We start from the raw sequence: 24,813 nt of genomic DNA, 5'->3' as shown, positions 1-24,813 counted from the left end.
GTAAAAATTGGATAAAGTAAAAGTATTAGAACAGTATCTTCCGCCGCATGCCGCCCCGCTTATTGGCCGCTGGATAGATTACTTTAAATGTGAATTTAAGATTTCGCGCAATCGGGGCACCAAGTTTGGCGACTATCGCGCGCCCTATGATGGCAAAGGCCACCGCATATCCGTTAACTTCGACCTTAACCCCTACGCTTTTCTGGTAACCACCGTACACGAGTTTGCACACCTGCATACCTGGAACGAGCATAAGCAAAAAGCCAAGCCACACGGCACCGAGTGGAAGAATAACTTTAAAAAAATGATGCAGCCTTTCTTCGAGAAAGATGTGTTCCCGCCGGATGTAAAGCAGGCGATAACCAGTTATCTTAACAACCCCGCGGCGTCCAGCTGTTCAGACCTTACGCTGTACCGCTCCCTGCGCAAATACGACCCGCCAAAAGAATCTATCCACACGGTAGAGAAACTGCCGTTAAAGGCCATATTTAAGCTTAAGGACGGCCGCGTGTTCCGCAAGGAAGAGAAACTGCGCAAACGATATAAATGTGTAGAGATAAGCACGCGCAAGGTTTATTTGTTTAGCCCTGTAGCTGAGGTGGAGGTGATGGAGGAGGGAAATTAAAACAAGTCCTTAGCCAATTTTACATCCCTAATTTCTGAGTTGCCGGAAAATGTAGTTTCGAAAGCAAGGTCTGAACAACTGATGGCATTATAAAGCGTTTAAAGGCCTGATGGTTTCTTCCAATAAACGCAAGTCGTGTGTTAACTCTTTCTTTACGATAAATTTTGCCCCGCTGGTATATTCCTTCACAAACAAATTGCCCTCCATCGTTTCGGGATATTGTTCATCACGATAGAATATTGGGACACCTGCTTTTAACATTTGTTCTGCACCCCATCCTGCACCCTCATCAATAACTTTTTGAGTAGGATCTTGCGCGTATATTTCTTCTAACGTTAGCATAATACTAAGGTACCTAAAATTTCAACAAAGTATCCATCACCTCTTCCAGCCTTGCTTTGGCCATAAACTGGTCTTCGAGGGCTTTGTTCATAGGAATGGCGGTATCCAGACTGGCACAACGCATCACGGGCGCATCCAGGTGCTTAAAGCAATGCTCGCCTATGTAGGCCGCAATTTCGCCGCCAAAGCCACTGGTGAGGGTATCTTCATGCAATACCAGCACTTTGGATGTTTTCTTTACCGTTTTGATAACCGCATCTTTATCCCATGGCTGCAGGCTGCGCAGATCAAGGATCTCGATGGATCGGTCGGGGTGATTATCGGCGTATTCAATGGCCCAGTGCACACCTATACCAAAGGTGATAATGCTGGCTTTTGTGCCTTCGCGTACTATTCGGGCCTTCCCAATTTCTACATAATAATCATCATCGGGCACGTTGCCACTCATGCTGCGGTACAGGTTTTTATGTTCGAAATAAATAACCGGGTTAGGATCGTCTATCGCCGACATCAGTAAACCCTTTGCATCGTCCGGGAAGGCAGGGTAAACCACTTTTAACCCCGGTGTTTTGGTGAACCAGGCCTCGTTAGTTTGCGAGTGGAATGGGCCCGCGCCGCTGCCACCACCTGCCGGCATACGGATCACTACATCAACCGTTTGGCCCCAGCGGTAATACGTTTTGGCAAGGTTGTTTATGATCTGATTAAAGCCGCAGGTAACAAAATCGGCAAACTGCATCTCCACAGTAGATTTATAGCCATTGATGGCCAACCCCATCGCCGTACCCACAATGCCCGATTCGCAAATGGGCGTATTGCGTACGCGTTCTTTACCAAATTCTTCTAAAAACCCCTGCGTAATTTTGAATGCACCGCCATATTCTGCAATATCCTGGCCCATTATCACCATATTTTGATGCATGCGCATACTTTGGCGCAGGCCATCGCTTATGGCATCAATATAGCGCTTGTTGGTGCTAACTTCAGATACCAAATGCTGCTGAGGATTGAACATGCGGTACATCGCCTGCTCTTCGGTTTGTACGTGCGGTATTATATCGGGTTCGCTGAAAACCTTTTCAACTTCGGCATCGATCAGCGTTGTAAACTCTTTTTTCAAATAAGGCACCCACTCCGGGCGCAGCACACCTTCATCAAGCAGGTATTTCTCAAAATTATCCAACGGGTCTTTCTGCTTCCACTCGTCAAATAACTCCTGCGGTACGTATTTGGTGCCCGATGCCTCCTCGTGCCCGCGCATCCTGAAGGTAATACACTCTATGAGTACCGGCCTTGGCTTCTCGCGCATCTCTGCGGCAAGTTCGCTTATGGTGTGGTAAACTCCCAGTACATTATTGCCATCAATTTTGCGGCCTTCCATACCGTAGCCAATAGCTTTGTCTACTATGGATGCACAACGGTATTGCTCGTTTGTAGGGGTGCTTAGGCCGTAGCCATTATTTTCTACCAAAAATATAACTGGCAAGTCCCAAACGGCGGCAATATTTAGCGCCTCGTGGAAATCACCTTCGCTGGTGGCACCTTCGCCGGTATACACCAGGGTAACTTTTTTATTGTTCTTTAATTTATCTGCAAGGGCGATACCATCTGCAAGGGCCAGTTGCGGGCCAAGGTGCGATATCATGCCGATGATCTTAAACTCTTGCGTGCCGAAATGGAAGGAGCGGTCGCGGCCGTTTGTAAAGCCGGATGCTTTACCCTGCCACTGGGCCATTAAGCGCGAAATTGGGATATTGCGGGTAGTAAATACACCCAGGTTGCGGTGCATAGGCAGGATATATTCTTCGGGATTTAACGCCATGGTGCTGCCTACGGATATGGCTTCCTGACCTATGCCCGAGAACCATTTGCCAATACGGCCCTGCCTCAGCAGAATTAACATCTTCTCTTCGACCAGGCGAGGCAATAACAGTTTCTTATAAAACGTTATCAAACCATCGTTATCTATCTTTTTCCGGTCAAATGTCATCCGGTAAAGCTAAGAAGTTTTTAAAACTTTGTATGTTTGAGCAATCCATCTTTTCGCTATGAAGCACTTGTACGTCAAATTCCTTGTAATGTTTGCGTTTTTAGGTTTGGTATCTTTTATACCAGATCATTTTTTGATGCCCGAAAACTTTTACCTGCACAAAGGCGATAAGTTTAATCTGCATTTATTATCAGGCGAAAACCTGGTGAAAGAACGCGAAGTGCCATACACTGCCAAGCAGACAACCAAGTTTATGATCTACGAAGGGTCCAAAAAAACAGACCTGGCGCCCCTTACCAAGAATGACGCGACGCCAATATTGAATTATGGCATCCAAAACAGCGGCCTGGTACTGGTACAGATGAACAGCAACGAGTTGAACGAGATACCCCGCGAAGATTTCCTGCCGTACCTTACAGAACAAGGGTATGATGAAATTGCCGATAAGCTTAAAAACAGCAACGCCTTAAACTTTACTGAAAAATATAACCGCTACCTAAAAACGCTTATTACCGTTGATGATCCGAGTGGTAACGCTTACGAAAAGGTGTTGAATGATGATTTTGAGATCATCCTGAAAAAGAACCCGTACAAGCTAAATTATGGTGATGATATTACCGCGCTGGTAAACTTTAAAGGCAAGCCCTTTACCGGGCAGGTGATGCTTTACATTAAAACAGAATCGGGCAATGTGTACCCGCAAAAACTGGCGAGCGATGCAGCCGGCAAAGTTTACTTTAGCGTTAGCCGCGAAGGGATCTACCTGTTAAGGGCTACCAAGTTTGAGGCATCTAAAGGTAAAGAAGCGGATTATGAATCGTGGGTTGCCAGCTACACCTTCTCGTTCAGCAACCGTAACGATGCGCCTAATACTTATAAAGAGTTTGGGTTTGGGGATAAGCACTAATTAGTTATCCTAAAAACTGAAGCTTCTCCGGGTCAAACCAGGGCATTAGTTCGTAGCGGACCTGCAGCAGGCCGGTATCGTATGCTTTTTGGTTGATGAAGCTAAGGCCTACGCGGCTTTCAATACCTTTAAACAGTGGTTTGCCTCCGCCTAATATTACGGGGTGGATAGATAGGATCACTTCGCTCACCAGCCGTTTATTCATAAAGGCAGACACCAGCTCGGCACCACCAAACAGCCAGATATCGCCGCCATCTTCATTTACAATATCCTCAACAGCCCTACAGTAATTAGCAGACGGGATAACTTTAAATGTTTCGCCGGGCCGGGGCTCAATCGTGTCAGAGAACGCGTAGATCTCTTTTACCGGGAACATCCCTGCATCCGCACGGATAATCTCAAAGCTTTTGCGGCCGATAAACACGGCATCGGTATGGCTAAAAAACTCTTCCATACCATAATCCTGGTCGGTAAGGCACCAGTCGTATTCGCCATTGGGGCCTTCAATAAAACCATCAAGGCTCATGGCCAGGTTTAAAATTACTTTACGCATAAGGGGAAGTTATTCGGGGCGGTGCCCGTCCTGCCATTGCTGGCTAAATGATTTTTGAGCTACCTGGGGCATTTCGCGTTGGTTGCCCCATGGTTTTTTGAAGAACATGCGCATCAAACGGTTCTTGGTTTTGCCGCCAAAAAAATCGGTAAGGCTACGTTTCAGCATGCCTTTTGTCCAGATGTTCCAGCCCCATTTTTCTTTGGTGGCAACAAGCCCTTCTTTCACCGCATCGCGGCGGTTAAGCAGCAGCATTTTATGTATGTCGATCTTTACCGGGCAAACCTCGGTACATTTGCCGCACAGGGTAGATGCATAGCTGAGATGTTTAAACTCCTGCATGCCGCGCATGTGCGGGGTTATGATGGAGCCTATGGGGCCGCCATAAGTAGTGTCGTAAGTATGACCGCCAATATTCTGGAAAACCGGGCATACGTTAAGGCATGCACCACAGCGGATGCAATATAAAGCCTGGCGTTGCTCTTTTTGGGCAAGCAAGTTGGTGCGGCCGTTATCAAGCAATACCACATACATTTCTTCGGGGCCGTCGGTTTCGTTTGGTTGGCGGGGGCCGCTAAGTATGGTATTGTAAACGGTTAGGTTTTGACCCGTGCCGTGGGTAGATAGCATCGGCCAAAACACATCCAGGTCTGTTATGGATGGTATCACTTTTTCAATACCAACAACCGCTATATGAATTTTGGGGAAACTGGTGGTTAACCTTGCATTGCCCTCGTTTTCGGTAATGGCGATGCTGCCTGTATCGGCAATGATAAAATTGGCACCGGTAATACCTACATCGGCTTGCAAATATTTTTCCCGCATTAGTTCGCGGGCTTTTTGGGTAAGTTGCTCGGCGGTAATATCCAGCGGGGTACCAAACTTTTCGTTAAACAGTTTGGCTATGTCTGCTAAAGAGAGGTGCATGGCCGGGGTAACCATATGATAGGGTTTTTGGCCCAAGAGCTGGATAATGTATTCGCCTAGGTCGCTCTCTAACGATTCGATGTTGTTCTTCTCCAAAAACTCGTTGAGGAGGATCTCCTCGGTAGCCATCGATTTTGATTTGATGACGGTTTTAGCCCCTGCTTTTTGAATGATGTTCAGGATCTCGCGGTTGGCCTCTTCGGCATCGTTTGCCCAGATCACTTTGCCGCCACGTTTCAAGAAATTGGATTCAAACTCGGGCAAAAATTTGTCCAGGTTCTCCATCACTTTCCACTTAATGGTATGTGCTTTCTTTTTTGTGTTATCAAGGTTTATCATCCGCGATAAGCCCTTATCAAACGCGGCATCGTACTTATCAATACTTTTATTGATAATGGCACGGTGTCCCGGCTCAAACGCCTTTTCTTGCGAGGCTACCAAAAAATCTTCGGCGGTGTTTCCCATTTATACGAAAGTAAACAAAGCGATCAAGAGTTTTAATATTGTGTTAAAATAGTGTTTTAACCCCCGCAATTATATTATACAAACAATAAAAGCGGCTTTATGGGCCGCTTTTATTGTTTGTAACAGTACGATATTATTTTGCCGGGGTAGCCGGTTTTTTATCAACAACAGGGCGGGCATCGCGGTTAGCTAATTCCCAGCCGGTGTAAAATGCAAGCTGCGCACGTTTAACCAATAGCGGGAAATTGATTTTGCTCACTTCGTCGCCAAGGCCGTGGTAGTCGGCATGTACACCGTTAAAGTAAAATATGATTGGGACACCGTATTTAGCAAAGTTATAATGATCTGAACGATAGTAGAAACGGTTAGGATCGTTGGCATCATCGTACTTGTAATCCAATTTCATTTTGGTGTAGTTGTTATTAGCAGCCTCGCCAATGTTATGCAAGTCGGTGCTTAGCATAGCCGAACCGATAGAGTACACATAGTTAGCAGAATCTGGTTTGCCAATATACTCTTCACCAACGCGGCCTATCATATCAATGTTTAGATCGGCAATGGTGTTAGCCAACGGATATATCGGGTGATCTGTGTACCACTCCGAACCTAAAAGGCCTTTTTCTTCGCCAACGTTACCTAAGAACAGTACGCTGCGGCGGGGGCCTTTACCATCTTTTTGTGCTTTAGAGAACGCACGTGCAATTTCTAAGATACCTGTAGTACCGGATCCATCATCATCAGCACCGTTGTTTACTTTATCCTTAGCGTTTGGATCGGGGTTTAAGCCGATGTGATCGTAATGTGCAGAGAATACCAATACTTCACTTTTAAGCATAGGGTCGTTGCCCGGTAAAAAACCTAAAACGTCAACAGCCTTAACATCTTTAGCGGTAGCGCTGATAGTGACGCCGGCAGTAGCTTTTAAAGTTTGTGTTTGTTTTGCGGTTTTAGCAGCTTCTTTAAGTTCGGCAAATGTTTTACCGCTTGCTTTTAAAGCAGCATCAGCAAGAGGGCCGTTTACAATAAACAATGGGGCTGCAGTGTTTTTAGTTGCCTCAGCACCGTCTTTCTTAATTGATATCTGGCCACCGCCGCTTGGGTTTACCCCTTTAAAACGTGCAAGTACAGTTGCAACACCTTCGTTAGCCGCTAATATTAATAACGGTTTTTTGTCTTGCATTGCTTTTACAAGCGCCCTGCGGCCTTCTGTCATGCGGTAGCTTGTATTTGGTGTTTTACCCGCTTCCGGTTTGTCTTCATTTATCCAAAGCACAACTTTACCGGTGATATCAACACCCACAAGTTCATCAGCAGTACCAAAACCAACAAATACGATCTCGGCGGCGTTTACATTCGCATCGGTAGATCCCTGGTAAACAAAATCTTTCCAGTTACCAAAAGCTTGTCCATTTATAGTTAAAGGGCTAACGTTAACCGTATTCTCGGTTAAAGGCACATCTAAAAAGTATGAACCTTTCACAGGCGCCTGCAGGCCTAATCTTTTAAATTCGGCAGCAATGTAGTTCGCGGCTTTTTCGGCACCGGGTTTGCCGGTTTCGCGGCCTTCAAACTCGTCTGATGCCAGGATGCTTAGGTGCTTTTTGGCATCGGTTGCATTAATGATGTTACCGTACTTAAGCGCGGTAGGGTTTTGCTGGGCACAGGCGGTTGCCGAAAAGGCGATCCCTGTGATCCATAGTGATAGTTTCTTCATTTGTTTTTGGTAATGGGGTCAGTTTATTAGTTAGCAGCCAATTTTATTAACGCGGGTGGCATGGCGCCCGCCTTCAAATTCTTCCGTTAAAAAGATCTCAATTATTTGTTTAGCCTCGTCGATTGTAACATGGCGGGCGGGGATACAAAGTACGTTAGCATCATTGTGGGTACGGGCGGGGATGGCAACTTCGGGTTTCCAGCACAATGCCGCGCGGATGCCCTGGTGTTTATTAGCCGTCATGGCTACGCCGTTGGCGCTGCCACACAGCAGGAAACCAAAGTCGGCCTCGCCTTTTTCAACAGCAGTGGCAACCAGGTGGGCAAAATCGGGGTAATCAGCAGATTCTGTAGAATAGGTGCCAAAATCTTTAAATGTGATATCATCAAACATATCCATGATGGCTTGTTTGTAATCAAAACCAGCGTGGTCGGCACCAATAGCTATCGTTAACCCTTTTTTCATCAGCTCAAATTTAAAATTTAATTGTGTTGCCGAAGGTAAAGATTTTGTTAGAATTGAGGAGGAGCAGAAGCAATATCGAATAAAGAATTTTGAATTTCGAAGATGGAAGAGTGCTGATCACTTGAAATTTTGTCAGACAGAAATAAAAGGCGTACCGGATTTAAAAAGGGAATGATGAATATCCTATTTCGGTGTTCAAAATAGAATATTCATCATTCGATATTATCTTAAGAAATTATAGCGCTGCTTCGCGTGCCCTTTTACGTTTTTCTACCATGGCAGATACCAGGATGCCCACCTCGTAAAGAATAAACAGCGGGATACTTACAACCGTCATGGTCATCATATCCGGCGTTGGGGTAACCACTGCTGCGATAATCAGAATCACTACAACCGCATAACGCCTTGTTTCGCGCATAAATTTGGCGGTAAGGATGCCTAATGATGATAGCACATACACCAATATAGGCAGTTCGAACACAATACCTGTTGCTAACGTTAGAGTTGCGACAGATGATAGGTATGAGTCGATAGAAAACTTATTTTCTATCTGACTACTAACGGTATAGCCCGCAAGAAAGTTTATTGACTCGGGCGTAATTACATAATAGCCGAACAGCACGCCAATAATAAACAGGAAAGTAGCATAAATAACAAAGCCACTTGCTGCTTTGCGTTCTTTATCGTGAAGGGCCGGCCTGATAAAGCGCCAGATCTCCCAAAGTAAATAAGGGAAGCCCAGGGTTATGCCAATAAGCAGGGCCGAGTTGATCTGCAGCGTAAACTGCCCGGCCATTTCTGTATTAAGCAGGCTGATGTTGATCTTTGTAATACAAAAGCCGTCGCGGTGCAAATAATCGCCCAATTTACAAAGCATCCTATAAGTCCAAAAACTTGGCTTACTGGGGCCCATGATAACAGTATCGAAGATGAAATCGTAAAAATAAAACGCACCACAGGTAAGGACAACGATAGCTATTGCCGCGCGCACCAGGTGCCAGCGAAGGGCCTCGAGGTGATCAAAGAACGACATTTCGGCCTCCATGGTCTGGCCTTTTTCTTTTATTGCTTGTATCAGTTTGTTATCGCTCATTACCTTATTTCAGCACTATTAACGCCGGAAACCTAATTACGTTGTATTAACCCGTTAAGATTGTATAAATATTAATATTCGAACGTTTCCATGAATTTGGTGGTGAAATTACCCGCGCGGAAGTTAGGGTCCTGCAGTAATTTTAAATGGAAAGGTATAGTAGTTTTAACCCCCTCTATAACAAATTCGCTTAGCGCACGCTCCATGGTTGCCAAAGCCTCATCGCGGGTTTGGGCCATACAGATCACCTTGGCTATCATCGAATCGTAATTTGGCGGGATAACATAACCACTGTAAACATGCGTATCCACACGTACACCATGGCCACCCGGCGAATGGAAGTTTGTTATTTTACCCGGTGAAGGGCGGAAGTTGTTTGCAGGATCTTCGGCATTGATACGGCATTCAATGGCGTGCATTGTTGGCTCGTAGTTTTTGCCCGATATAGGGATACCTGCTGCAACTTTAATTTGTTCTTTTATCAGGTCGAAGTTGATCACCTCTTCAGTAACCGGGTGCTCTACCTGGATCCGGGTGTTCATTTCCATAAAGTAGAAGTTGCGGTCTTTATCAACCAAAAACTCTACCGTACCGGCACCTTCATATTTAACGGCTTTTGCGCCTTTAATAGCAGCCTCGCCCATTTTCTTACGCAGCTTATCTGTCATAAAAGGTGATGGTGCTTCTTCTACCAGTTTCTGGTGGCGGCGCTGTATAGAACAATCACGTTCGGACAGGTGGCAAACTTTACCGTACTGATCGCCAACTACCTGTATCTCTATGTGCCGTGGGTCCTGTACGTATTTCTCCAGGTATAAGCCATCGTTACCAAAGGCTGCACCAGATTCGGCACGTGCGCTATCCCAGGCGTTCTCAAACTCTTCGTCTTTCCAAACAATACGCATACCGCGGCCACCACCACCGGCAGTTGCTTTAAGTATAATGGGGTAACCTATTTTATTGGCTATTACAATGCCTTGTTTAACACTATCCAATAAACCTTCGGAGCCCGGTACAATGGGTACGCCGGCTTTTTTCATGGTTTCTTTGGCAGAAGCTTTATCGCCCATGCGGTTGATCTGGTCTGCAGTGGCACCAATAAATTTGATCCCGTACTCGGCACAAATGGCAGAGAACTTTGCGTTCTCGGATAAAAAGCCATATCCCGGGTGTATCGCGTCAGCATTTGTTAATTCGGCAGCCGAGATAATGTTGGGGATATTAAGGTAAGAGTCGCGGCTTGCAGGGGGGCCAATACAAACAGCCTCATCTGCAAAACGCACATGCAGGCTATCACGATCGGCGGTGGAGTATACAGCTATGGTTTTGATGCCCATCTCTTTACAGGTGCGAATAATTCGCAGGGCAATTTCACCTCGGTTAGCTATTAATATTTTTTTAAACATGATTCTAATTTGAAAATTTGAAAATGTGTTTATTTGAAAATTTCTTTAATCTTCAAAGTATAAAGCTCATTAATTTGAAGCTGACATTATCAAATCTTCAAATTAATCAATTTTCAAATTTACTTAGGTTCTACTAAAAATAAAGGCTGGTCGTATTCTACCGGTGATGCGTTATCAACCAGGATCTTAACAATACGGCCTGATACTTCAGATTCGATCTCGTTAAATAATTTCATCGCTTCGATGATGCAAAGGATGCTGCCGGTGTTTATTTCATCGCCTACGTTAACAAACAATGGTTTATCCGGTGATGATGAACGGTAGAAGGTACCAATCATTGGCGACCTTACGGTGATCAGGTTGGAGGTATCGGCAACCGGTGCAGCTTCGGCAGCCGGTGCTGCAGCAGGCAGGCTTGGTTGTGGCGCGGCGGCCGCAGCAAGTGGCTGTGCTACCGGTACAGAAGCGTTTACATAAGTAGGTGCTTCGTTGGTTTTTATGGTGATCTTAAAATTTTCCTGCTCGATCGATACTTCGTTCACGCCCGATTTTGAGACAAAGCGTATTAGATCCTGAATCTGTTTAATATCCATAATAAGCGATAATTGGTCTTGGATAAAAGTATTTATAAATATGCAAATGTGCAGATGTGCAAAGATGCAGATGATTTAAAATGAATTAGTTGTTTAACACGTACAATTTTAAGATGTTTTAATTAAAAATCTGCATATCTGCACATTTAAAATCTATACAGCTCAATTAAGCTTCTTTTTTATCGTAAGCCCATTTCAAATAAATAGAGCCCCAGGTAAACCCGCCGCCAAAGGCAGCTAAAATAAGGTTATCCCCTTTTTTGAATTTGTCTTCCCACTCCCACAAACATAGCGGAATTGTGCCGTTTGTGGTGTTGCCGTAACGCTGTATGTTTACAATAACCTTATCAGACGTGATGCCGGTTCGGTTTGCGGTAGCATCAATAATGCGTTTGTTGGCCTGGTGTGGTACCAGCCATGCAATATCATCGGCGGTAAGGTTGTTGCGGTCCATTACTTCGGCGGCAACTTCGGCCATGTTGGTAACGGCAAATTTAAATACCGCCTGGCCTTCCTGGTATGCATAATGTTCTTTGTTCGCGACAGTTTCATGCGATGCAGGGCTAACCGAACCACCCGACTTTTGGAACAACAGGTGCGAACCCGCGCCGTCGCTTTTAAGTACCGAATCCATAATGCCGTAACCTTCGGTATTGGGCTCAAGCAATGCGCAACCGCAGCCGTCGCCAAATATGATACAGGTAGCGCGGTCTTCATAGTTGATTATCGACGACATTTTATCGCCACCCACTACCAATACTTTAGTATGCTTGCCGCTCTCTATAAACTGCGACCCGGTAGCCAAACCGAACAAAAAGCCAGAGCAAGCCGCCTGCAGATCGTACCCCCAGGCATTTTTAGCGCCAATTTTATGTGCAAGAATGTTTGCCGTAGCAGGGAAAGGAAGATCGGGGGTGGTGGTGCAAAAAATGATCAGGTCTATCGCCTCGGCGCTGATGCCACGCTTTTTAAGCAGGCCTTCTACAGCCGGTACGGCCATATCTGATGTGCCAAGGCCTTCACCTTTTAATATCCTGCGCTCTTTGATCCCGGTACGACTCATTATCCATTCATCGTTGGTATCTACCATTGTCTCCAGCTCCTGATTGGTTAAGATGTACTCGGGTACGTAACCATTTACAGCGGTAATAGCAGCATGAATTTTGCTCATTCTATATTTTTTTACTGAAAAGCCAGTTTAATTTTGTCTATAAGATTGGTCTCGATCATATTTCTCGACAACAGCACCATGTTCTTGATAGCCTCGGGGCTTGATATGCCATGGCCTACAACAACAGGGGCATTAACACCAAGTATAGGGCTCCCGCCGTATTGCTCGTAGTTAAAGCGGTCAAAAAATTCGTCTTTTAATCTTTTTTTAAGGGTAATAACATAAAAAGATTCGGCAAGTTTAAGGATCACGTTGCCTGTAAAACCGTCGCAAACAACAACATCGTTATTGTCTTCAAAAAGGTCGCGCCCTTCAATATTACCAACAAAGTTAAACAGTTTGGTATCTTTCATTAAAGGATACGTAGCCAGCGACAGCATATTGCCTTTTTCCTCTTCTTCGCCAATATTCATCAGCGCTACACGCGGGTTAGGGATGCCGTAAATGCTTTCGGCAAGCAGGCTGCCTAAAACACCAAACTGCACAAGCATATCTGGCTTGCAATCTGCATTGGCACCAACATCCAAAATAATACCCAAACCGCCTTTAAGTTTGGGTACAATGGTTGTCATGGCCGGCCGCAAAACACCGGGGATGGTTTTTACGCTGAACATACTGCCCACCAACATAGCACCGGTATTACCTGCCGATGAGAACGCCTGTATGTCACCCTCCTTCAACAACTTAAAACCAATGGCAATGCTGCTATCGGGTTTCTGTACAATGGCCTTTGTAGGGTGTTCGCCCATGCCAATAACTTCGGTTGTGTGTACAAATTCGAAGTTATCGGGGCTAAAATTATTTTCCTGAAGAATACCGAGGGCTACTTCCTTGTCGCCAATAAGCACAAGCTTTTGCCCGGCAGTTAAAACTTTATAAGCTTCAATTGCCCCTAAAACTGCTGCCTTGGGGGCGTAATCACCGCCCATAATATCTAAGCCAATCTTCATTTTCAGAAAATTTAAACTTAAGCTGCTACTGCCTTCTCGATAAGGATTTTGCCGTTGAAGTAAACATTACCATCAACAGTGTAAGCGCGGTGAGGGATGTGTACCGCACCGGTAGTTTGGCAAGTAGTTAAAGTAGGCAATACTGCTTTGTAGTGCGTTCTGCGTTTATCTCTTCTTGATTTTGAAATTTTCCGTTTTGGGTGTGCCATAACTTTTTGTTATTATATTATTTTAATTTTTTAAGAGCTTCCCATCTCGGGTCGGTGCTCTCGGTTTGTTCATCATTAGCGGCAAGCTTATCTAAATTTGCCAGCATTTCCTCGTCACATTGTTTCCCGTCGCCCTGGTTGCTGCAAAGTGCAATAAACGGCAGGCCTACGTTAACATATTCATATATCAGCCCGGCAACGTCAATCTCATGATCGTTTTTGCCGAGGGTAATTATCTCGTCGTCTTCGCCCATTTCCTCTTCGGTAAAGCGGGCAATCTGCTGCTCGTGGATATCCACGGGTTGCAGGTAATCGGCCAGGCACCTGTCGCAGGTGGCGTTAACCGTACCGGTGATGTCAAAGTTAAGGATCAGCATTGTTTCCTGCTTGTCCAGTTCCAGCTTGCAAAACAAGTTGGCTTTTTTAACCAGCGAATACTCAAACTCTGCAAAAAAGGCATCGTTTATTTCGTATTCAAAATAATGCTTGCCCAGCTTAAGGCCGGTAAAAGGTATTGAATATGTCTTTAGCGATTTCAATGAGCAACAATTAGCCCGCAAATGTAGGTAAAATTTCGATACCCGGAAAGTGTTTTTTTTAATTGGTTTTAGGGTTATTAACAGGGGGAGAATGGAGCGGGGATTGTGGTGCGGGGAGCGGGTGGATTGGAAGGGGATTATGGAGCGGGGAGCGGGTGGATTGGTGCGGGGAGTGGGGCGTGAAGTGCGGGTGTATTGTGGTTAAATTCGCCTCTTGAGGGGGGTTGGGGGTGTGTTAGTGTGTAATATTATGGCGTTACTTGCGGCCCGGGCTTTACGCTTATACGCCTGCAGGCCTTAGGCGCGAGGGCGGTAAACGTTGCAATCCCTAACGCAAGGGAAAAGCCACATCTATAACCTGTAATTCTGCTATCTTGCATCTTCAATATAAACCTTGTTCATGACCATTTCTCAATATATCGAACGACTACAGGCAGGCTTTAAATTAGGTAACGCTACCGAGCACACTTACCGCGGATATTTGCAAACGCTATTAGAAACCATTGCTACCGGGGTTGCAGTAACTAACGAACCCGCCCGGATAAAATGTGGCGCGCCTGATTATGTCATTACCCACCAATCTATTTCTTCTATGAAATCTTTTCATGCTGATATCCTATCGCAAAATCACAACCCACCGAATCAAATTTTTCTTTCATCAATTTCGTTGATCATCTTAAAAATAGTTAAGCAAAAAGCTTTAAGCGCTTCAGCATAAGCCGCCTCAATTTGCGCCTCATTAGCAATTCTAAAAGCAATAACTGAAAGACCTGCCATACATTTTTCTGTGAACAAGAAACAGGTCGTAGCGAATAAAATATCCTTTTCCCGTTGAGGTATTATGGAGGTCGTTATTTCAATCATCAATGTCTGAAAATTGCCGACAAGCATAAACAAATTGGTTTCAGGAGACAATAGCAAATCATAATTTATACTTTCATCTGCCGCAAATCGCTTCCCGATCTCAGCAATGGCAGCCGCTCCAGTCATTCGTTCAGTTTTCGAATTCACAGCGATTTCATTGATCCTGGCTTCTATGAGCCGCAACTTATTTCTAATGGACTCTGTTTGTAAGCTTATTGTTCGCAATCGATCATCTTCTTCACGTTGAAGCCTAAAGCTATCCTTTTCAATAAATGCTTTCAGCACCTGAACAGGCAAGTTAACAGTATCAATAACTGGCTTGTCTACGTGTTTTTTTTCAAGGTACTCCGGGATAGATAGTAGCGAGGAAGTCACCATTTGAAAATCATAACCATATTTGGAAATAATATCGGCAACCAAACTAATAAACCAAGCCTCACTTAGAGGAGAAAGATAGACCTTCTCCACCAATTGATCTATCGCGACCGATAGTGTTTTGCCATGATCGACAAACTGAATGGGAATTGTCTGTTCCTCCTCCTTTTCTTCGCGGAAAATTTCACTTATACTTTTAGTGCCTGTCTCCCATACTACCGCTCTTAATTCCTGTTCGTGAGCGAAACTCTGCCTCTTATAAATAAAAGGCCCCAACATCGTAAATCCCTCAATGAATGTTTTATCGAAATCAATATACTTGACTCTCCCAATAAAGACGTCCTGGACAACTCTATCAAATGCCCTTTTGAGTTTACCGACCGTGGTTTGTATCGCAATCGAGTTCTTGAATTTGCTATAGAGCTTCCACATACCATCCGATTCAAACTCGTTTATGTGCCAGCAGTTTACCAGAGTCATTTTCCGGGAAGTATTGAGCAGCATCAACATTTGCTGGAACATTTCTTCAGAATTATTAAAACCAAAACTATTTATGGTTTCCCGTAATTGTTGCATCGTTTCTGGCGTCAAAGTTCCTTCATAAGGATCTTCAAACTTATCAGACCGGCAGAAATAAAGCGATCGGGTAACTAGCAGCGACAAAAACTTATCAAAATCCAGGTATTTCCAGATTACTGTTGAATCAGGCAAGTCTTCAAATAAATAATGTTCTTTATACATAGATTGCGTCACGTATTAGATATTTAAAATCTAACCTAAACATTTTATCTCATCATTTTGAAATGCCGAGCAACGGCAGTTACGATTAAATAAAAAAGCCATGCAAATAGACCTTACAAGCTATAGTGAAAAACTGATCAAACTGGAAAACTACCATGATTTTGCCATAGACGTTACCAATGCCTGTGGCGGAAAGAAAAATGTACCCTGGCATTTGGTCCGGGCTAATCAATTGTTCATCAGAATGACGGTATCCATTTTATCTTTCATCCGATTAATGCCAAACAACAGACATTTTCCTGCTGAGTACGAGTTTTGGGATTTGTTTTCGATACACTCACTTTCTCGCAACATTGTTGAAAGCTATATCATCTTCTGGTATGTAGCAATAAACATTATTCCTCTAGATGAACGGGAATTGAGAATATTGCTACTTCGCTATCATATGAATAATGAGAAGTATAAGTTGTATAAGGATTTCAAAACAGCAGATGCTCATATGATGGAAGATTTCGACAAAAATCTTGCCTTAGATAAAGAAAAGCTAATAATTGATGTCGCATTCAACAAATATATTGAACCTGCCAGGCGAAAAAACATTCTGAACGGAAGAGAAGCGAAATACTTCTCCAACCAAGAAATCATGGATAAAATTGCCTTTAAAACTGAAGAATTCAGGCCCCTCTACCGCTTCTTTTCAAACCACATTCATTCTATGCCGTTTGCTACCCAATCCACCACCGATGAGCGGGGTACGGGTAAGAGAAATTCAGCTGAAGTACAATATGTTGAAACGGCACTTGATTTTGTTACCAAATACCTGCTAGCAGCAACCATAGATAGCATCCAGTTGTTCCCTGATTGTACAACTGTACTCGACCCAGATAAATTGAAAATTATTAAAGAGGAGCACCATATTTATACGCAAAATTTGTAAAACTTACGAAAGGTTGCAAGCCACTTTTTCGAAGTAAAGCTTTCAATTCAGCATAGTGTTGACTTTTTTACTTTTGGGTCTCAAATACCTAATCAAATTAGATGTACTTGTTTGATATGCATTGAATAGAATAAACCAATAAATCTATCCTCCTCCGTAAATTAGTGTATACATCCCAGATAAATCGTACCAAAAGTACCCTGAGCCGAATTAGCTAGATCCGCAGAACAGTATTCAGAAATGAAAAGTCCCGCTTTGCCAACGGTCATCACGGCATCAATAAATTGATCCCCAGTCGGCGGCTTATCATTCCCTTTATTAAAAATAGAATATCTTAATGTTCCAAACATTTCAAAACTAAGTTCCATTTCTTCCTCGGGATCGTAACCTGAATTTTCACCTGCTTTTACCATTTTATTGATCAGTCCCATGGCTGATTTGAGCTGAATAGAAGCCATGTGCGCAACTAGGTCAGCCACTTGTATTCCCCTGATTTGCTTTGAATCTTGTTCGGCGAAAAATTTGGTATCATTGATTTTTAGTTCATCGAATAACGTATTAGCCGCTTTTTCCGAAAGGAACAAACCTTGATCCATAAAGATAGAAAGAGGTGGTTCAATTTGTGAATTCGCCGTGATAAACTGTTTTATTGCCAATAAACATTCCTGTCCTGCTTTGTCCCTTTTATATCGGGGAAGTACAACAACCCCATAATGACAACTTTGTTGAACGATCCCTTTTAGCTTTGATCTAAACTCTATTAGTTCCGGTTGCTTTGAAAAGTTTGCAGAGCTTTTATATTCAAATTCATCTGGATCAAGTCCGCAAGTTTTCATCAATTCAGCAATTACCGGCTCCAATTCTGACGGAGCGTAGACGCAGACACACAGAACGAATCCGGCATCATCGTGTACACTATCATCAATGTAAAAATTTCCCATAATGGATAACTCTTTAATTGGAAATAAATTATTCTATCAAATCTAACAAATAAGACAAGGATGCTTCTCACATTCCGTCTTCTATCAACAATATGTTAAACTTGTGGCCGTCGGGGTCTGCGAAGCCGCAGCCGTAGTAGCCGCTTTTATCCCTGCCTGCTTGTTGGAAAATGCTGCCACCCGCGACTTTTACATTATCTTCCCATTCTTTTACTTCCTGTTCGCTTTCGGCAGAGAGCGTAAATATGATCTCGTTGGTAGCGCCAACGGTCAAAAAATCGTTTATCTGTGAGCCTTGTTCAAAAAAGTGGATCACAAAACCGTCTTCGCCAAACGCGAAGCTTGCCAATTTGGGGTAGTTGTTGGTATTGTTGGCCTTAAAGCCTAGTTGTGTGTAAAATTGACTGGTACGGGCGGCATCATTAACACTAAAGTTTGCCCAGATCTTTTTCGCTTTCATGTATTTGTGATTGGTTATAAAGTAAGCGCAATAATTGTACCCGCTTTCGGGCTTACTCCCTGCACAACCTCCCCAGTAACTCTTGGTGCTGCGGGTATGCCGCCAGCAGCTCGTCCTTCTTCGCCATCTCGAATTCGGCAAAGTCGAAGCCCGGGGCAACGGCGCAGCTCATTAGGGCAAAGCCTGTGGCCGTGGGGATCTCGGCAGCGAACCAGGTGTTGGGTGCTATAACGGCTTGCAGGCTGCCGGTATCGTCGTCGCTAAGTTGGATGGTGCGGTGCGTGCCGTCGGTTTCTAAAACGTGGATGTGCAGTGGCGTGCCCTTGTGGAAATACCAAAGTTCGTCGGACGCGAGGCGGTGGAAGCCGGAAAAGTCCCGGCCCTCCAGCAGGTAATAGATGGAGGTGCACGCCTGCTTCAAGTCGGCCGAGCCAACCCTGCTCACCTCATTTACAGAGCGGAATACTTCTTTATAGTAACCACCTTCGGGGTGCGGTTGCAGGTTTAAATGATCTATCCAGTATTGGGCGTTGGCGGGCATATTATGCGGTTATTGAAAAACGGTTGGCAAGGTATAAAATATTTCAGTCGGGTAAAGCCGCAAGCATCTTTCCCGGCTGTTTTAAAGGAGTTTCGGGGGCGTTTTTATCAATCTGTAAATTTCTAATATTTTAAAACGCTGATAATCAGTATTTTCAAAATGTTCACGGGCGTTCACGGCCGTGAACGTGAACACGGTTAGATCTTCAGCCTCACGTTTATCTTTTGCAGCAGGCCGGTTAGCCATACCATTAAAAACGAGAATAGCACACACTTGATCAGTCCACCGGTGCCCTGGTCAAAGTATTCGGGATAACCAAGGTTGGTCATCTGGTATAGCGGGTAAAACAAAAATGGCAGCAGGTAACAGGTAAAGGTGTTGGTGCCCGCGGGTTCTATCGCCTTAAAATAATGGAACTTGTGCTTCACATCAACCAAAAAGATAAAGAAGGCGTACACTACCAGGCTTATTCCCGTGCATATCAACACCCACGAAGGGGTGTCGCGCGCCTTAGAAATACCCCCGCTAAAATAACGTACTATAAAGCCCAGGTTGAATAGTATCACAGCCATCAGCAGCATGGCTACCCATAGCATTTTTATCTCTTTATTTTGGTTTAGGCGCATATACAGCACCGATACAAATACCCCGGCCATGGTAAAGGCCTGCATTGCGCCGTTGCCGGCTATCCACATGTATTTTTGCACGGGGCTTAAAAAGTTAAGCATCCCAAAGTGAAAATCGATATTGAAGAACATGAAGAAGATCCAGGCCGCGGCCTGCACCCATAGCACCCCATTGCTGTAGTAGTAAATAAACGCGCACACCAGGTAAGACCAGCCTATGAGCCCCAATATGCCCCACCAGGTAAGGTGCAGCCACGGTTGGGCAGGGTCGGTACTTTTGTACACGATACAAACCGCTATCAGCAACGCCACGCCAAATCCCTGGAAAAGGTATTGCTTTAATTTTGACGTGGTTTTGCTGTAATCTAAAAAGATGAAGAAGAAACTAAAGGTGGCCAGGCTATCCCAAACCGGCTTGGGTAAAACAGTGGTAGCCTCGTTATAGGTTTCCATATTGGCATGGAAAAACCCAATAAATATCAGCGCGAATGACCGGGTAATGATGCGCAGGGGCAGCTTGGCATCTTCGTTATAAAGGCGCTTTTTAAAGGCGTGCGGTATAGATAAGCCTACTATAAATAAGAAGGCGGGGAAAATAGTATCGGCAAGTCCTAAAGCATCGGCATTTATACCAGCATGTTTGAGCCACTCGGGGGTATTTGGCACGCCATCCAGATCATTTACAAAGATCATCAGGAACATGGTAACCGCACGAAACGCATCAATTGACCTGATGCGGTTAATTAAATTACTCATTAAACAGGGAAATGATTTTTAGAGATAAATGTTTTAATCTAACGGCAATTAATTTAAAACAGTATCTCCGAATGACTTATTTAATCCCTGTCACGGCTTAATTTAGCAAACACAAGCGGGTTTTCATTTAGTTCGATGGTTTCCTTACGACGCTTTATAATATGCAGTGCCGTAAACAAAGCCTCGCGGAACGAGATCTCTGATGCCATGTTTTTACCCGCGATATCGTAAGCCGTGCCGTGGTCTGGCGAGGTGCGCACAAAGCTTAACCCAGCGGTATAATTCACGCCCGATTCAAATGCTATTTGCTTGAACGGGATAAGACCCTGGTCGTGGTACATAGCCAATACGGCATCAAATTGCAGGTAGGTACCATTGGCGAAAAAGCCGTCGGCAGGGTATGGGCCAAAAGCAAGTACGTCATTGTTACGGGCTTCTTCTATCGCCGGGATAATTACATCTTGCTCTTCGCTGCCTATCAAACCATTGTCGCTGGCGTGGGGGTTTAGGCCCAGTACTGCAATTTTTGGCTTGCGGATCCAGAAATCGTCTTGCAAGCTGGCGTTCATTAGTTTCAACTTTTGGATGATCTTATCTGTAGTAAGGCTTTCCGAAATTTTTGAAACCGGGATGTGGCCGGTCACTACCCCAACACGCAGGGAATCACTCACCAAAAACATTAATGATTCGGGTTTGCTATCGCGATGCTGTAGGTATTCGGTATGGCCGGGAAAGCTAAAGTCTTCGTTCTGGATATTGTCTTTGTTGATGGGCGCAGTTACCAGGCCGTCTATATTGCCGGCAAGCAGGTCGTCGGTAGCGCGTTGCAGTGATAGGTAGGCATATTTGCCACCCTCCGCAGTTATCTGGCCCGGCTCTATCTTTACATCCTCTTCCCAGCAGTTGATCATGTTGGGTTTGCGGTGCTGCGCATCGGCAGGCTGATCTATCACATTAAAGTTGAATTCTCCTAATTCCGTAGCGCGGCGGTGGAACGACGCGACCTTGGTATGCCCGTAAACAATGGGTGTGCAGTACTCGTATATTTTAGCATCTGATAGGGTTTTCAGGATAATTTCGAGCCCTATCCCGTTAACATCACCAATACTTATTCCTATTTTAGGTTTTTCGCTCATGATTTTATGATTTCATCGATTATTTTATTGAATTTCACAGATGGCATCGATTGATTCATCGATTTGGAAAGCTCAAAAAACGATCGCTTATTTTGTAATTTGCTTTGTGCTTAAGCTTTTAGCTCACCGCCCGCCATGCAAATAAAAAGATTTAAAGTTTATAATTTCTGATTAAAGCACAAATATGCCGTAATTTGCTCAAATAAAAACGGATAATGACATTAGTAAGGGCGAAAAAACATCTGGGGCAACACTTTCTTACTGATAAAAATATTGCCTCAAAAATTGTGGATAGCCTGCGCCCCGAAGGCAAATACAAACAAGTATTAGAAGTTGGCCCGGGCATGGGTATCCTGTCCGATTTTTTGCTTCAAAAACCTGATTACGAAACGTTCCTGATCGATATCGATACCGAATCATACATCTTCCTGAAAAAAAAATACCCCGCTTTAGGCGAGCGTTTGATAAACGATGATTTTTTGGAATTAGACTTTAAAGCAAAGTTTGAAAGCCAAATGGCGGTGATAGGTAACTTTCCGTACAATATCTCTTCGCAGATCCTTTTCAAGATCCTGGATCACCGCGAGCAGGTGCACGAAGTGGTAGGTATGTTCCAAAAGGAAGTTGCAGAGCGTTGCGCATCAAAGCCCGGTAGTAAAGAGTATGGGATCCTGAGTGTGTTCCTGCAAGCCTATTACAAGGTAGAATATCTGTTTACAGTAAAGGCAGGGGTGTTTAATCCACCCCCAAAGGTGCTATCGGCAGTTATCCGCTTAACCCGTAACGAAACTGCCGACTTGGGTTGCGACGAGAAACTATTTTGGCAAGTTGTAAAGGCAGGCTTTAACCAGCGCCGTAAAACCCTGCGCAATGCCGTGTCGTCTTTAATAAATAAAGAAAAGATGGTAGACAACAAAACCCTCAACCTGCGCGCCGAGCGCCTGAGTGTTTCCGATTTTGTGAAGTTGACAAATGAGATTGCGGAAAACAGGCAACTCTAAACCACCGGAACAACCACTCGTTTATCTACCCGGTTTAATTCTTTAACCTTTTGAGCCATTCGTTTAATAAACATATAATTTGCTGTGCCGCCAATTACGGCGCCAACAACAGGCACTAAGCGCTCTGCTGCACGTACGCCGAAGGCAAATAACAATTTTTCGGCGATGCCTTCCAGCATGGTTTTGGTAACGGCTACACCTGCTTCAATTTTAAAAGAGGTTGCCACCAGTTGCATAAATTCGTTAAAGTCTATCCTGTAACTACCCTTAGCATAATACATTATTGCCATGGTAACCCTAAACTGCTGGGTTATCAGGTTCACAAAATCTACCGGCATACCTACCAGCATGGTCATGATGCCACCGCTACCGGCAATGGCCCCGCTACCGGCCGCGATGTAGGCGCATTGGTTAATAAATTTATCAAGCCCCATTTTGTCGACACTTTTTTTGATACTGACCTGGTCTATTTTTTCAAAGATCTGTTTAAAGCCATCATGAGATAGTCTATCTATATATTGCTTTATATCGCTACGGGTATTTTTAAATGGGTACATCATATGGCATTGTACATGCTATTTACGTGCCAGTTTTAAAGCCGGGTTTAAGATTTTACTCACCCCGTCCCGATAGCTATCGGGAACGCTTCGCTGGTCGACTTTCTCTGCAACGCAAAGAGGCGATGAAAATGAAATTCCCTCTTTCCGCAAAGCGGAGAGAGGTGTCGAGCGAAGCAACGACAGAGTGAGTAATCGTCACGCTTAAAACACATATATCGTAAACCTAAACTAATGACTTGCTTTTTGTTAATTTTGCCATCAAACATTTATATCCTTGAAAAATCACATCCTTATAGTTGATGACCTGCACCCCGCCTTTATGGAGCAAGCCCAAAGTTTTGGCTACACCGTAAATTACCAACCAGATATGAAGTTGGAAGAAGCCTTCGCTATTATTAATGATTATGATGGATTGGCTATCCGCTCCAAGTTCCAGGTGGATAAGGCTTTTATAGACGAGGCTAAAAACCTACGCTTTATTTGCCGCGCCGGTGCCGGTATGGATAATATTGATGAAGATTACGCAATCGACAAAGGCATAGAACTGATCAATGCGCCCGAAGGCAACATGGATGCCGTGGGCGAGCATGCTATGGGGATGCTGCTATCTTTAATGAATAACATTAACCGTGGCGATGCCGAGATCCGTAACGGCAAATGGCTGCGCGAGGAAAACCGCGGGCACGAGCTTAAAGGCAAAACCGTTGGCATTATTGGTTATGGCCACATGGGCAGCAGCTTTGCCAAAAGGCTGTCGGGCTTTGGGGTATTGGTTATTGCTTACGATAAATATAAAACGGGCTTTAGCGACCAATACGCCCGCGAGGTAAGCATGGAAGAGATTGTACGCACCAGCGATGTGCTGAGCCTGCATATTCCGCTAACTAAAGAAACCGATGGATTGGTGGATGATGAATACCTGTTCCATTTTAAAAAGCCTATTTTCTTGATCAACACGGCCCGCGGCAAGGTTGTAAAAACACAAGCGGTGCTTAATGCCATTAAACAAGGCAAAATTATAGCTGCCGGGTTGGATGTGCTGGAGGTAGAAAAATTCCCGGCGCTGGGCCAGCAAAAATGGTTTGATGAACTGCGCCAAAGCGGCAAGCTGTTACTTAGCCCCCACGTTGCAGGTTGGACGTTTGAAAGCTACCGCAAAATAAGCGAAGTGATGGCCGCCAAGCTTTCTAAGCTTGGGTTGTCCCAATAGCTATCGGGAGGTGAATAGTCAAGATCAGTTCAATTTGTGCAACAAAAAAATTTGGATATTTAAACTTAATTATATTATCTTCGTTTTACACTAAACAAGACTATGCAGGGTAACCCACGTAGTCTTGTTTGTTTTTAAGGCCATCACGCTCTTCTATGGAAAAAGTAGGGGGGCGGTTTTTTTTGGCGTAATCTGATAATAAATACTAATTATAATTGTGTTATGGCAGAGGTATCATACTATACCAAAGAAGGTTTAGAAAAATTAAAAGAAGAATTACAATATTTAAAAACTACAGGCCGCGCTAACATCAGTGCTGCAATAGCTGAGGCGCGCGATAAAGGCGACTTATCTGAGAACGCCGAATACGATGCAGCCAAAGAAGCGCAAGGGCTTCACGAAGGTAAAATTTCCCAGATGCAGGAAACCCTTGCAAACGCGCGCTTGCTTGATGAATCTAAACTGGACTCATCAAAGGTTTTGGCGCTATCTATAGTAAAAATTAAAAACTTAAAAAGCGGCGCTACAATGAGCTACCAACTGGTATCAGAAAGCGAAGCGGATATGAAAGCCGGTAAAATATCGGTAACGTCACCTATTGCAAAAGGCCTGTTGGGTAAATCTGTTGGCGAAGTTGCCGAGATAACCGTACCTGCAGGTGTTATTGAATTTGAGGTAATGGAAATTTCCAGGTAATGACGAATGAGTGAATTAGT

The 24,813-nt window shown here is 44.3% G+C and carries 26 protein-coding genes; 6 read left to right on the top strand and 20 right to left on the bottom strand.

From position 1 onward, the window contains the following. Positions 1-7: 7 nt before the first annotated feature. A complete protein-coding gene (locus ACVW0P_RS15390; RefSeq protein ID WP_457132876.1) occupies positions 8-625 on the top strand; it encodes a SprT-like domain-containing protein in 618 nt (205 codons plus the stop codon). 87 nt (positions 626-712) lie between these two features. Here ACVW0P_RS15390 and ACVW0P_RS15385 read toward each other — a convergent pair whose 3' ends face one another. Both ACVW0P_RS15385 and ACVW0P_RS15380 read right to left on the bottom strand, forming a co-directional pair. Then, positions 713-967, bottom strand: coding sequence for a hypothetical protein (locus ACVW0P_RS15385; protein ID WP_457132875.1), 255 nt, complete (start codon positions 965-967; stop codon positions 713-715). A 13-nt stretch (positions 968-980) separates the two neighbouring features. Continuing rightward, positions 981-2,957: an alpha-ketoacid dehydrogenase subunit alpha/beta gene (locus ACVW0P_RS15380; RefSeq protein WP_457132874.1), complete on the bottom strand. Its 1,977-nt coding sequence runs from the start codon at positions 2,955-2,957 to the stop codon at positions 981-983. Positions 2,958-3,045: 88 nt separating this feature from the next. Here ACVW0P_RS15380 and ACVW0P_RS15375 point away from each other — a divergent pair, with 88 nt between their 5' ends. After that, positions 3,046-3,864 carry a DUF4198 domain-containing protein gene (locus ACVW0P_RS15375; protein WP_457132873.1) on the top strand — a complete coding sequence of 273 codons (819 nt, stop codon included), beginning with the start codon at positions 3,046-3,048 and terminating at the stop codon, positions 3,862-3,864. A gap of 4 nt (positions 3,865-3,868) precedes the next feature. Here ACVW0P_RS15375 and ACVW0P_RS15370 read toward each other — a convergent pair whose 3' ends face one another. The 12 genes from ACVW0P_RS15370 to ACVW0P_RS15315 form a co-directional block, all read right to left on the bottom strand. Continuing rightward, on the bottom strand, positions 3,869-4,417 hold the full coding sequence (locus ACVW0P_RS15370; protein ID WP_457132872.1) for a dihydrofolate reductase family protein: 549 nt from the start codon (positions 4,415-4,417) through the stop codon (positions 3,869-3,871). A gap of 9 nt (positions 4,418-4,426) precedes the next feature. Then, the gene (locus tag ACVW0P_RS15365; protein WP_457132871.1) at positions 4,427-5,809 is read right to left on the bottom strand and encodes a LutB/LldF family L-lactate oxidation iron-sulfur protein; all 1,383 of its coding nucleotides are present in this window, start codon (positions 5,807-5,809) and stop codon (positions 4,427-4,429) included. A gap of 133 nt (positions 5,810-5,942) precedes the next feature. After that, the gene (locus ACVW0P_RS15360) at positions 5,943-7,523 is read right to left on the bottom strand and encodes a M28 family peptidase (RefSeq protein ID WP_457132870.1); all 1,581 of its coding nucleotides are present in this window, start codon (positions 7,521-7,523) and stop codon (positions 5,943-5,945) included. A gap of 30 nt (positions 7,524-7,553) precedes the next feature. Continuing rightward, a complete protein-coding gene (gene rpiB, locus ACVW0P_RS15355; RefSeq protein WP_457132869.1) occupies positions 7,554-7,988 on the bottom strand; it encodes a ribose 5-phosphate isomerase B in 435 nt (144 codons plus the stop codon). 235 nt (positions 7,989-8,223) lie between these two features. Continuing rightward, positions 8,224-9,081 (bottom strand): twin-arginine translocase subunit TatC, encoded by an 858-nt coding sequence (tatC, locus tag ACVW0P_RS15350; RefSeq protein ID WP_457132868.1) that lies wholly within the window; start codon positions 9,079-9,081, stop codon positions 8,224-8,226. A 71-nt stretch (positions 9,082-9,152) separates the two neighbouring features. Next, positions 9,153-10,487: an acetyl-CoA carboxylase biotin carboxylase subunit gene (gene accC, locus ACVW0P_RS15345; protein WP_354427304.1), complete on the bottom strand. Its 1,335-nt coding sequence runs from the start codon at positions 10,485-10,487 to the stop codon at positions 9,153-9,155. A 119-nt stretch (positions 10,488-10,606) separates the two neighbouring features. Continuing rightward, positions 10,607-11,080 (bottom strand): acetyl-CoA carboxylase biotin carboxyl carrier protein, encoded by a 474-nt coding sequence (gene accB, locus ACVW0P_RS15340; RefSeq protein ID WP_354427306.1) that lies wholly within the window; start codon positions 11,078-11,080, stop codon positions 10,607-10,609. A gap of 166 nt (positions 11,081-11,246) precedes the next feature. Beyond that, positions 11,247-12,251: a beta-ketoacyl-ACP synthase III gene (locus tag ACVW0P_RS15335; protein ID WP_457132867.1), complete on the bottom strand. Its 1,005-nt coding sequence runs from the start codon at positions 12,249-12,251 to the stop codon at positions 11,247-11,249. Positions 12,252-12,262: 11 nt separating this feature from the next. Then, a complete protein-coding gene (plsX, locus tag ACVW0P_RS15330) occupies positions 12,263-13,201 on the bottom strand; it encodes a phosphate acyltransferase PlsX (RefSeq protein ID WP_457132866.1) in 939 nt (312 codons plus the stop codon). Positions 13,202-13,218: 17 nt separating this feature from the next. Then, the gene (gene rpmF, locus ACVW0P_RS15325; RefSeq protein WP_354427311.1) at positions 13,219-13,410 is read right to left on the bottom strand and encodes a 50S ribosomal protein L32; all 192 of its coding nucleotides are present in this window, start codon (positions 13,408-13,410) and stop codon (positions 13,219-13,221) included. 17 nt (positions 13,411-13,427) lie between these two features. Then, positions 13,428-13,949 carry a YceD family protein gene (locus ACVW0P_RS15320; protein ID WP_457132865.1) on the bottom strand — a complete coding sequence of 174 codons (522 nt, stop codon included), beginning with the start codon at positions 13,947-13,949 and terminating at the stop codon, positions 13,428-13,430. Positions 13,950-14,591: 642 nt separating this feature from the next. Further along, on the bottom strand, positions 14,592-15,929 hold the full coding sequence (locus ACVW0P_RS15315; RefSeq protein WP_457132864.1) for a hypothetical protein: 1,338 nt from the start codon (positions 15,927-15,929) through the stop codon (positions 14,592-14,594). A gap of 100 nt (positions 15,930-16,029) precedes the next feature. Between ACVW0P_RS15315 and ACVW0P_RS15310 the strand changes: the two genes are divergently transcribed. Next, entirely contained in the window at positions 16,030-16,866 is an 837-nt protein-coding gene (locus ACVW0P_RS15310; protein ID WP_457132863.1) for a DUF5677 domain-containing protein, read from the top strand. Between the two features lie 161 nt (positions 16,867-17,027). Here the strand turns inward: ACVW0P_RS15310 and ACVW0P_RS15305 are convergent, their stop codons facing one another. The 5 genes from ACVW0P_RS15305 to pdxA form a co-directional block, all read right to left on the bottom strand. Next, positions 17,028-17,807, bottom strand: coding sequence for a DUF3800 domain-containing protein (locus ACVW0P_RS15305; protein WP_457132862.1), 780 nt, complete (start codon positions 17,805-17,807; stop codon positions 17,028-17,030). A gap of 67 nt (positions 17,808-17,874) precedes the next feature. Beyond that, positions 17,875-18,267 (bottom strand): VOC family protein, encoded by a 393-nt coding sequence (locus tag ACVW0P_RS15300; RefSeq protein ID WP_457132861.1) that lies wholly within the window; start codon positions 18,265-18,267, stop codon positions 17,875-17,877. Positions 18,268-18,319: 52 nt separating this feature from the next. Next, positions 18,320-18,808: a cupin domain-containing protein gene (locus tag ACVW0P_RS15295; protein ID WP_457132860.1), complete on the bottom strand. Its 489-nt coding sequence runs from the start codon at positions 18,806-18,808 to the stop codon at positions 18,320-18,322. Between the two features lie 197 nt (positions 18,809-19,005). Next, positions 19,006-20,190, bottom strand: a complete 1,185-nt coding sequence (locus ACVW0P_RS15290; RefSeq protein WP_354427326.1) for a DUF5009 domain-containing protein — start codon at positions 20,188-20,190, stop codon at positions 19,006-19,008. 80 nt (positions 20,191-20,270) lie between these two features. Next, on the bottom strand, positions 20,271-21,326 hold the full coding sequence (pdxA, locus tag ACVW0P_RS15285) for a 4-hydroxythreonine-4-phosphate dehydrogenase PdxA (protein ID WP_457132859.1): 1,056 nt from the start codon (positions 21,324-21,326) through the stop codon (positions 20,271-20,273). A 215-nt stretch (positions 21,327-21,541) separates the two neighbouring features. Here pdxA and rsmA point away from each other — a divergent pair, with 215 nt between their 5' ends. Continuing rightward, positions 21,542-22,327 (top strand): 16S rRNA (adenine(1518)-N(6)/adenine(1519)-N(6))-dimethyltransferase RsmA, encoded by a 786-nt coding sequence (gene rsmA / locus ACVW0P_RS15280; protein WP_457132858.1) that lies wholly within the window; start codon positions 21,542-21,544, stop codon positions 22,325-22,327. On the opposite strand, the gene ACVW0P_RS15275 is transcribed toward rsmA, so the two are convergent. Continuing rightward, a complete protein-coding gene (locus ACVW0P_RS15275; RefSeq protein WP_457132857.1) occupies positions 22,324-22,887 on the bottom strand; it encodes a hypothetical protein in 564 nt (187 codons plus the stop codon). The two genes, rsmA and ACVW0P_RS15275, sit on opposite strands and share 4 nt — an antisense overlap. 274 nt (positions 22,888-23,161) lie before the next feature. On the opposite strand from ACVW0P_RS15275, the gene ACVW0P_RS15270 reads away from it, so the two are divergent. Beyond that, the gene (locus tag ACVW0P_RS15270; RefSeq protein ID WP_457132856.1) at positions 23,162-24,097 is read left to right on the top strand and encodes a 2-hydroxyacid dehydrogenase; all 936 of its coding nucleotides are present in this window, start codon (positions 23,162-23,164) and stop codon (positions 24,095-24,097) included. 222 nt (positions 24,098-24,319) lie between these two features. Continuing rightward, positions 24,320-24,793: a transcription elongation factor GreA gene (gene greA, locus ACVW0P_RS15265; RefSeq protein ID WP_354427334.1), complete on the top strand. Its 474-nt coding sequence runs from the start codon at positions 24,320-24,322 to the stop codon at positions 24,791-24,793. Positions 24,794-24,813: the final 20 nt, after the last annotated feature.

The organism is Mucilaginibacter sp. UYNi724, from assembly GCF_054057495.1.
The sequence above is the reverse complement of the archived record's forward strand: the minus strand, read 5'-3'. Positions and strand labels throughout refer to the sequence as shown.

Bases quoted from the DNA above. Each gene is read 5' to 3' on its own strand.
- ACVW0P_RS15275 (WP_457132857.1), bottom strand. From the start codon at position 22,887: ATGATGTACCCATTTAAAAATACCCGTAGCGATATAAAGCAATATATA.
- rpmF (WP_354427311.1), bottom strand. From the start codon at position 13,410: ATGGCACACCCAAAACGGAAAATTTCAAAATCAAGAAGAGATAAACGC.
- ACVW0P_RS15305 (WP_457132862.1), bottom strand. From the start codon at position 17,807: ATGGGAAATTTTTACATTGATGATAGTGTACACGATGATGCCGGATTC.
- ACVW0P_RS15365 (WP_457132871.1), bottom strand. From the start codon at position 5,809: ATGGGAAACACCGCCGAAGATTTTTTGGTAGCCTCGCAAGAAAAGGCG.
- accC (WP_354427304.1), bottom strand. From the start codon at position 10,487: ATGTTTAAAAAAATATTAATAGCTAACCGAGGTGAAATTGCCCTGCGA.
- ACVW0P_RS15310 (WP_457132863.1), top strand. From the start codon at position 16,030: ATGCAAATAGACCTTACAAGCTATAGTGAAAAACTGATCAAACTGGAA.
- tatC (WP_457132868.1), bottom strand. From the start codon at position 9,081: ATGAGCGATAACAAACTGATACAAGCAATAAAAGAAAAAGGCCAGACC.
- ACVW0P_RS15295 (WP_457132860.1), bottom strand. From the start codon at position 18,808: ATGCCCGCCAACGCCCAATACTGGATAGATCATTTAAACCTGCAACCG.
- plsX (WP_457132866.1), bottom strand. From the start codon at position 13,201: ATGAAGATTGGCTTAGATATTATGGGCGGTGATTACGCCCCCAAGGCA.
- ACVW0P_RS15300 (WP_457132861.1), bottom strand. From the start codon at position 18,267: ATGAAAGCGAAAAAGATCTGGGCAAACTTTAGTGTTAATGATGCCGCC.
- ACVW0P_RS15370 (WP_457132872.1), bottom strand. From the start codon at position 4,417: ATGCGTAAAGTAATTTTAAACCTGGCCATGAGCCTTGATGGTTTTATT.
- ACVW0P_RS15290 (WP_354427326.1), bottom strand. From the start codon at position 20,190: ATGAGTAATTTAATTAACCGCATCAGGTCAATTGATGCGTTTCGTGCG.
- ACVW0P_RS15385 (WP_457132875.1), bottom strand. From the start codon at position 967: ATGCTAACGTTAGAAGAAATATACGCGCAAGATCCTACTCAAAAAGTT.
- ACVW0P_RS15335 (WP_457132867.1), bottom strand. From the start codon at position 12,251: ATGAGCAAAATTCATGCTGCTATTACCGCTGTAAATGGTTACGTACCC.
- rsmA (WP_457132858.1), top strand. From the start codon at position 21,542: ATGACATTAGTAAGGGCGAAAAAACATCTGGGGCAACACTTTCTTACT.
- greA (WP_354427334.1), top strand. From the start codon at position 24,320: ATGGCAGAGGTATCATACTATACCAAAGAAGGTTTAGAAAAATTAAAA.
- ACVW0P_RS15315 (WP_457132864.1), bottom strand. From the start codon at position 15,929: ATGTATAAAGAACATTATTTATTTGAAGACTTGCCTGATTCAACAGTA.
- accB (WP_354427306.1), bottom strand. From the start codon at position 11,080: ATGGATATTAAACAGATTCAGGATCTAATACGCTTTGTCTCAAAATCG.
- pdxA (WP_457132859.1), bottom strand. From the start codon at position 21,326: ATGAGCGAAAAACCTAAAATAGGAATAAGTATTGGTGATGTTAACGGG.
- ACVW0P_RS15360 (WP_457132870.1), bottom strand. From the start codon at position 7,523: ATGAAGAAACTATCACTATGGATCACAGGGATCGCCTTTTCGGCAACC.
- ACVW0P_RS15380 (WP_457132874.1), bottom strand. From the start codon at position 2,957: ATGACATTTGACCGGAAAAAGATAGATAACGATGGTTTGATAACGTTT.
- ACVW0P_RS15375 (WP_457132873.1), top strand. From the start codon at position 3,046: ATGTTTGCGTTTTTAGGTTTGGTATCTTTTATACCAGATCATTTTTTG.
- rpiB (WP_457132869.1), bottom strand. From the start codon at position 7,988: ATGAAAAAAGGGTTAACGATAGCTATTGGTGCCGACCACGCTGGTTTT.